Source organism: Catenulispora yoronensis, assembly GCF_039531695.1.
Lineage (GTDB): Bacteria > Actinomycetota > Actinomycetes > Streptomycetales > Catenulisporaceae > Catenulispora > Catenulispora yoronensis.
On record NZ_BAAAQN010000047.1, the window covers coordinates 99,999 to 106,085 of the forward strand.

Here is a 6,087-nt window from a genome sequence, read left to right on the forward strand (position 1 = left end):
CGTGATTCAGGGTTCGGTGATTCGGGACTTGGCGAATCAGGACTCATCGAATCGTGAGTCGGCGAATCAGGACTCGTCGGTGACGTCGAACTCCTGGCTCTTGCCCTGGAACCTCGCCAGGCCGGTATTGCCTCGGTACACGAAGCGATACCGGCCTGGCGGCGTCTCCAGCGGAACGTGCCACTGGATCCGGACGGTCGACCGCGTCGTGCCCCGCTCCGACGGCAGCCGGTTCCAGTACAGCCGCGTCGACCAGTCGGCGTCGTCGGCCACGCGCCGCCAATACAGCCCCTCGCGCTTCTGGACCTCGAAGTAGGTGCCGCCGCGCCGCGGGTCGTTGCCGGGATGCACGCCGACGAACTCCGCCGTCGCGATCCGGCCGTCCCAGACGAAGCTCAGCTGCTGGCCGATCTCCCGGTGCGAGTGCGGCTCGTCCGGACCGGGACGCGCCGGATGGTGCCGCCGCCGGGCCGACAGGTCGGGCGCCGGCGTGCCGGGATCCACCCGGCGGCCGTCGCGCATGGCCGTTGCCAGCATCGAGGCCGTCTGCTGGATCGCGGGGAGCTGCCATCGGCCGAACAGGGTGCTGGCGCCCTCGTACATCTGGGCGTCGTACTCCTCCGGCGTCGTGAGGTAGTGGCCGTACGCGTTCGCGTAGCCGACGACCAGCACGTGGTCCAGATCGGTGCCCATGACGCCCGCGACGGTCCGGCGCAGGCGCAGGCCGGCGACGATCGTCACCTCGAACGGCAGGCACAGCAAGTACAGGCTGCCGATGCGCACCAGTTGGATCGGCAGCACCTCCTGCCCGAACGGCACCACCCGATTCAGGAGGCTGACCGGACCGGCCAGGGTCTTCGGCGCCTGGGCGTCGCGCAGACGCCGGGACACTCGGTAGATCGCTTGCTGGGACACCACATCCAGCACCAGGTTGCGCTCGGCGCCGACGAACCGCCAGCCGGTGGGCCCGTCGGGCAGCGCGCCCGCGAAGGCGGTCGCGCCGGGGACCGCGTGCGAGGTGTGGTGGGTCAGGCCGTCGCCAGTGAAGGCGGCGCCGACTCGGACGGAAGCCAGGTCCAGGTGGATCAGGCGGCAGTCCAGCCCGTCCTCCAGCACCTCCGCCTCGTCCCGCGCCGCCAGGAGCCGGGCCGCCGCCTCGTACTGGCGCATGCCGATGACGCGGGTGTTCTCGAACTCGTCCTCGGTCGGCCCGCTGCCGGGGCGCAGGTTCAGATTGGGGGACAGATCGCCGGCGTTGGTCTGGGCGAACGCCGCGATCAGGCCGGGATCGTCGCTCTCGCCCAGATAGTCGATCCCCGCGACCCGGCGCTCCCAGTGGTACGCGGCGTAGCCCTTGTTGTCCGAGGAGATCAGACGATTGCGATTCGTCATGCTCGTGCCGTGCACGGCGAAGAAGTTCACGACGCCGACCGGTTCCGCGTCCCGCTCGATGGTCAGCAGGGTGGTGGCGGGATCCACGGCCTTCGGGAAGTGGACCTTGTCGGCGTCCGGGTTCCGCTCGAACGCCCGCAGCGCCCGATTGGCGCTCGCGTCCTGCAACTCGCCGTGGTTGAGCCTCAGCGTCGCGGGCTCCAGGTCCGCGATGGCCCGCCGGGCGGCCTCCAGGATGCCGTCGACGATGGCCCGGAAGGTCTGCGGACGGAAGCCGCCGGTGTTGCCGTTGTAGACGGCGTGGTGCGAGTAGCCGCCGGGGCCGCAATGCGTGTGGGTGGCGGTGATCACGACGTTGGCCTCGGTGTAGGCGGCGGGGAGACGAGCCACCACCGCCTGCGTCACGCTGCTGAAGACCAACGGCAGGTCGCACACCACCAGCAGCAGACGGCGCCCGCCGTGCGCGAACGCGAACGCACGCGCCCGCAACCGCGTATGCAGCCCTTCCGCCTGCTGGTCGGGCAGCCCGTACCCGAGCAGCCCGATCTCGGCTATCTCACCGGTGATGTCGGCGATCCCGCGCCCGGCCAGGAAGGTCATGGAGGTCAGCGTCCGTGCGCCGGATAACCGGTGTCAAGGGCACCCCTCCGGTGAGACCATCGAGGTATGGCCGACGAGACCACGACCGGAGTGAACGGACCCTTGACGGTCCGGTACCTAGCCGTGCCCCCGTCCGCGCGCACTCCGCGAGTCTTCACCGAGCTGACGATCCCCGCCGCGGAGCTGTTCTGGCGCTTTTCCCGGTCCGCCGGGCCGGGGGGTCAGGGTGTGAACACCACTGACAGCCGGGCCGAGCTGTCGTTCGACGTCGCCGAAAGCGACGCCATCGCACCGTGGCTGAAGACGCGGGCCCTGGAGCGACTGGCGGGCCGACTGGTCAACGGAGTGCTGACGGTGACCAGCAGCGAGCAGCGTTCCCAGCTTCAGAACCGCGAGGCCGCACGCGACCGGCTGGCGTTCACACTCGCCGAGGCCTTGGCGCCTCCGCCGCCGCCCCGGCGCGAGAAGAAGACGCCGGCGGGGGTGACGCGCCGGAGGCTGGAGAACAAGGCGCGGCGGGGACAGGTCAAGCAGATGCGGCGCCGGGTCGACGACTACTGAGGCTGACGACTACTGAGGCTGCTGAGGCTGCTGGGCGCCTGCGCCGGGGCTGCTCAGGGCCGCCAGGGCTGCTCGGGCTACCAGGGTTGCTCAGGACTGCTGAGTTTGCTCGGGCTGCCGAGGTTGCCGGCGGGTGCTGACCGCACCCGCCCCGCTACTCCGTCGCGGCGTCCTTCTTCGGTTCCTTGGGGCCGTCCTGCTTCGGCACCTCGGCCACGGCCTCGGCCTTGCCGACCGACGCGGCCTCGGCGGCGGCCAGCGCCGCGTCCTCGGCCTCGAAGTGGTCCTTGGCCCGTCCCAGCTGCTTGCCCATGTTCTTCAACAGGGCCCACAGCGCCAACCCCATCACCAGGATGATCAGGAACGCGACCAGCCCCGGCTTGGTCTTGTCGAGGCTGTTGCTGTCGGCGAGCAGCGTCGACGAGGGAGTGAGCAATCCGGACACAGCGTTCATGCCAGGCAGTCTACGAGCACACTCCGGCCGGCTCGTGCGCGCCCTGCCCGGTGCCGTCCTCCAGCACCTCGCCGACCTCGTCCACCGCGACCACGCCGTCCACCTCGGCGGTCCCGGAGACGCCGCCCGACCCGGCCGCCCCGCCCGACCCGGCCGCCCCGAGCGACCCGCGTGCCTCGTACTCCCGCACGCCGTCGAACAGGTCGCCCTCGGGCAGCGTGGTGTCGATCAGCGACCGCGCCAGCTCGAAGTCCTCGGTCGGCCACACGGCCCGGCGGATGTCGTTCGGCGTCCGGAAGAAGGGCCCGTCCGGGTCGATCTGCGTGGCGTGCGCCTTCAGGGCCGCGTCGCGGATCTCGAAGAACTCGCCCACCGGGACGCGGGTCGTGATCTCCCGCTGCGGCCAGCCCTCGCGCTCCTTCAGCAGCTCCCAGTACGGCGACTCCAGGCCCCGGTCCAGCATCTCCTGGTGCTCGGCCTCGATCCGCGCGATCGACCACGCGACGTCGTAGTACAGCTTCAGCGGCTGCCACGGCGCGCCGGCCGCCGGGTACTTGTCCGGATCGCCCGCCGCGTCGAAGGCCGCGATGGTGATCTTGTGCGTCATGATGTGGTCGGGGTGCGGGTAGCCGCCGTTCTCGTTGTACGTCACGATCACCTGCGGGCGCTGCTCGCGGATCAGCCGCACCAGCGGCTCGGCCGCCGCCTCGACGTCCTGGACGGCGAAGCAGCCCTCCGGCAGCGGCGGCAGGGGGTCGCCCTCGGGCAGGCCGGAGTCGACGAAGCCCAGCCACTCCTGGCGCACGCCGAGGATGGCGCGGGCGGCGTCCATCTCCTTGGCGCGGACCTCGGGCAGGTTGGCCTCGATCTCGGCCTGCACCGCCGGGTCCCGCTTCAGCTGCGGGTTCAGAATGTCGCCCCGCGAGCCGTCGGTGCAGGTGACGACCAGCACGTCCAGGCCTTCGCGGACGTACCTCGCGCTGGTGGCCGCGCCCTTGCTGGACTCGTCGTCCGGGTGCGCGTGGACGGTCATCAGGCGCAGTTCGTGCGTCACGGTGTTCCTCCATCAGTAGCCGCCCGAATATACTGACGCATTGGTCCGACACTGCGCACATCCGGTGCGCGCACGGTAACGGGAAAGCCAGGTGAACCGGGGTGGCGTCCGAGGAGCAGGACGAGGTGGTCGCGCGGTACGCGCGTTCCTCCGGCCTGTCCGGACGCGGCCGGGTGGCGCTCGGCGTGGCGGGCGTGCTGGCGCTGACCGGCGTGGTGTCGTACATCGGCCTGAGGCAGGCCACCCCCACCCTGACCGCGACGGTGCTGGGCTACCAGGTCTCCTCCGACCACAGCGTCGACGTCCGGTTCCAGGTGGACAACCGCCATAGCGACCGGGGCGCGACCTGTACCGTGCGGGCCCGCTCCTCGAACGGCGACGAGGTCGGCCGCCTGGAGGTACCCGTGGCGGCCGGCAGACCCAGCCGGGAGCTGACGGCGACGGTGAAGACCAGCAGCCGGGCCATCACCGGCGAAGTCGTGGAGTGTCGGCTCACCTAGCCGGCTCACCCGGGCGACAACCGTCGATAACCCGGCGTTATCTGTCCGTGCTCCTTGTTACGATCGCCATTCTGTGCGTGACTGAAGCACGGCCCCTCTAACCAGTAGAACCCTAGGAGTACCCGTGACCCAGACCAACGGCAGCGTCACCTGGCTGACCCAGGACGCCTACGACCGGCTCACCGCCGAGTTGCAGCACCTGTCGGGACCGGGCCGCGTCGAGATCGCGCAGAAGATCGAAGCCGCTCGCGAAGAGGGGGACTTGCGTGAGAACGGCGGCTACCACGCGGCCAAGGAGGAGCAGGGCAAGATCGAGCTCCGCATCCGGCAGCTCACCCAGCTCCTGGAGCACGCCAAGGTCGGCGACTCCGTGGAGTCCGGCGTGGCGGTCCCCGGCGCGATCGTCACCATCGCCTTCGACGGCGACGAGGACGACACCATGACCTTCCTGCTCGGCTCCCGCGAGGACGCCGCGGACGGCATGGAGGTCTACTCGACCCAGTCCCCCCTGGGCGGCGCCCTCAACGGCAAGAAGGTCGGCGAGCAGGCCGTCTACGAGCTGCCGAACGGCAAGCCGATGATGGTCAAGGTGCTCGACGCGAAGCCGTACACGGGCTGAGGGGAGCACGACCGTACGGCAGTGCGGCAGTGCGGCCGGAACGACGACCGGGGCGGCCCTCGCGGCGGAGCGAGGGCCGCTTTGTCGTGCCCGGGGCCGAACGAGCCGCCCCCGGACCTCCGGAGACCGACTCAGGCGCAGGTCAGGTTGATGGTCACGGTCGAGCCGTAGAGCGCGTTGCCCCCGCTCGGGTTCTGCGAGCCGACGGTGCACGTGCCCCCGGTGCCGCTGTCCTTGGTCCCGACCTGTACCTGGAAACCCTGACTGGTCAACATGGTCCGGGCTGTGCCCTCGGTCTTCCCGGTGACGTCCGGGACCGGCACGGTCGACGCGCTGCTGCTCGTCGAGGACGGCGGAGTCGGCCCGCTCGTGGTCGACGACGGGCTGGCCCCCGGGGTCGTCGTGGACGCGCTCGACGACCCGTCCAGGGAGCTGTACGGCGGGCTGAGGGCGGAGCTGCGCGTGCCGTTGCCGCCCAGCGGCGCGGTGCCGGAGGCGGTGGCGGAGCCGGAGCCCGAGCCGCGGCCGTGCGGCGAGGAGGCCGAGTGCGGGTAGAAGGCGCTGGAGCTGGACGTCGAGTCGTCGGGCGACCCGTAGTCGCTGGTCCCGACGCTGGTCGGCAGGTCGACCGGCTGGGCGGCGCCCGGGCCGGTCCCGGGGCCGCCGGACTTCGGCGACGCGCCCGAGGTGTTCACCACCAGCGCGATGGCCAGCCCGATCAACGCCGGCGCGGCGGCGGCCGCGGTCACCGGGGTCCGCCGCCGCGCGGCATCGGTCCGCGACGTGGGGGACACGCCGCGGCCGCCCGCGTGCGCCGCCGGGCCCGAGGCGCCGCCGGCACCGCCCACACCGCCCGCACCGCCGGTGAAGTAGATGGTGCCGGTGGACGGGGCCGAGGTGTTGGTGG

General features: G+C 71.4%; 6 protein-coding genes and 1 pseudogene. 3 read left to right on the plus strand and 4 right to left on the minus strand.

From position 1 onward, the window contains the following. Nucleotides 1-66 precede the first annotated feature (66 nt). On the minus strand, nucleotides 67-1,992 hold the full coding sequence (locus tag ABD481_RS31750; protein ID WP_344669499.1) for a neutral/alkaline non-lysosomal ceramidase N-terminal domain-containing protein: 1,926 nt from the start codon (nucleotides 1,990-1,992) through the stop codon (nucleotides 67-69). A 66-nt stretch (nucleotides 1,993-2,058) separates the two neighbouring features. Between ABD481_RS31750 and arfB the strand changes: the two genes are divergently transcribed. Continuing rightward, nucleotides 2,059-2,553, plus strand: coding sequence for an alternative ribosome rescue aminoacyl-tRNA hydrolase ArfB (arfB, locus tag ABD481_RS31755; RefSeq protein WP_344669500.1), 495 nt, complete (start codon nucleotides 2,059-2,061; stop codon nucleotides 2,551-2,553). 154 nt (nucleotides 2,554-2,707) lie between these two features. On the opposite strand, the gene ABD481_RS31760 is transcribed toward arfB, so the two are convergent. Both ABD481_RS31760 and mca read right to left on the minus strand, forming a co-directional pair. Beyond that, nucleotides 2,708-3,007: a hypothetical protein gene (locus ABD481_RS31760; RefSeq protein ID WP_344669501.1), complete on the minus strand. Its 300-nt coding sequence runs from the start codon at nucleotides 3,005-3,007 to the stop codon at nucleotides 2,708-2,710. 184 nt (nucleotides 3,008-3,191) lie between these two features. Then, nucleotides 3,192-4,061 (minus strand): annotated as a pseudogene (gene mca / locus ABD481_RS31765) (mycothiol conjugate amidase Mca); the annotation flags it as partial. Between the two features lie 101 nt (nucleotides 4,062-4,162). On the opposite strand from mca, the gene ABD481_RS31770 reads away from it, so the two are divergent. Together ABD481_RS31770 and greA are read left to right on the plus strand one after the other, a co-directional pair. Beyond that, on the plus strand, nucleotides 4,163-4,561 hold the full coding sequence (locus ABD481_RS31770) for a DUF4307 domain-containing protein (RefSeq protein ID WP_344669502.1): 399 nt from the start codon (nucleotides 4,163-4,165) through the stop codon (nucleotides 4,559-4,561). A 124-nt stretch (nucleotides 4,562-4,685) separates the two neighbouring features. Beyond that, nucleotides 4,686-5,180: a transcription elongation factor GreA gene (gene greA / locus ABD481_RS31775; RefSeq protein ID WP_344669503.1), complete on the plus strand. Its 495-nt coding sequence runs from the start codon at nucleotides 4,686-4,688 to the stop codon at nucleotides 5,178-5,180. 131 nt (nucleotides 5,181-5,311) lie between these two features. Here the strand turns inward: greA and ABD481_RS31780 are convergent. After that, nucleotides 5,312-6,087, minus strand: a 776-nt coding sequence (locus ABD481_RS31780) for a PASTA domain-containing protein (protein ID WP_344669504.1), incomplete at its 5' end; no start/stop codon positions are given.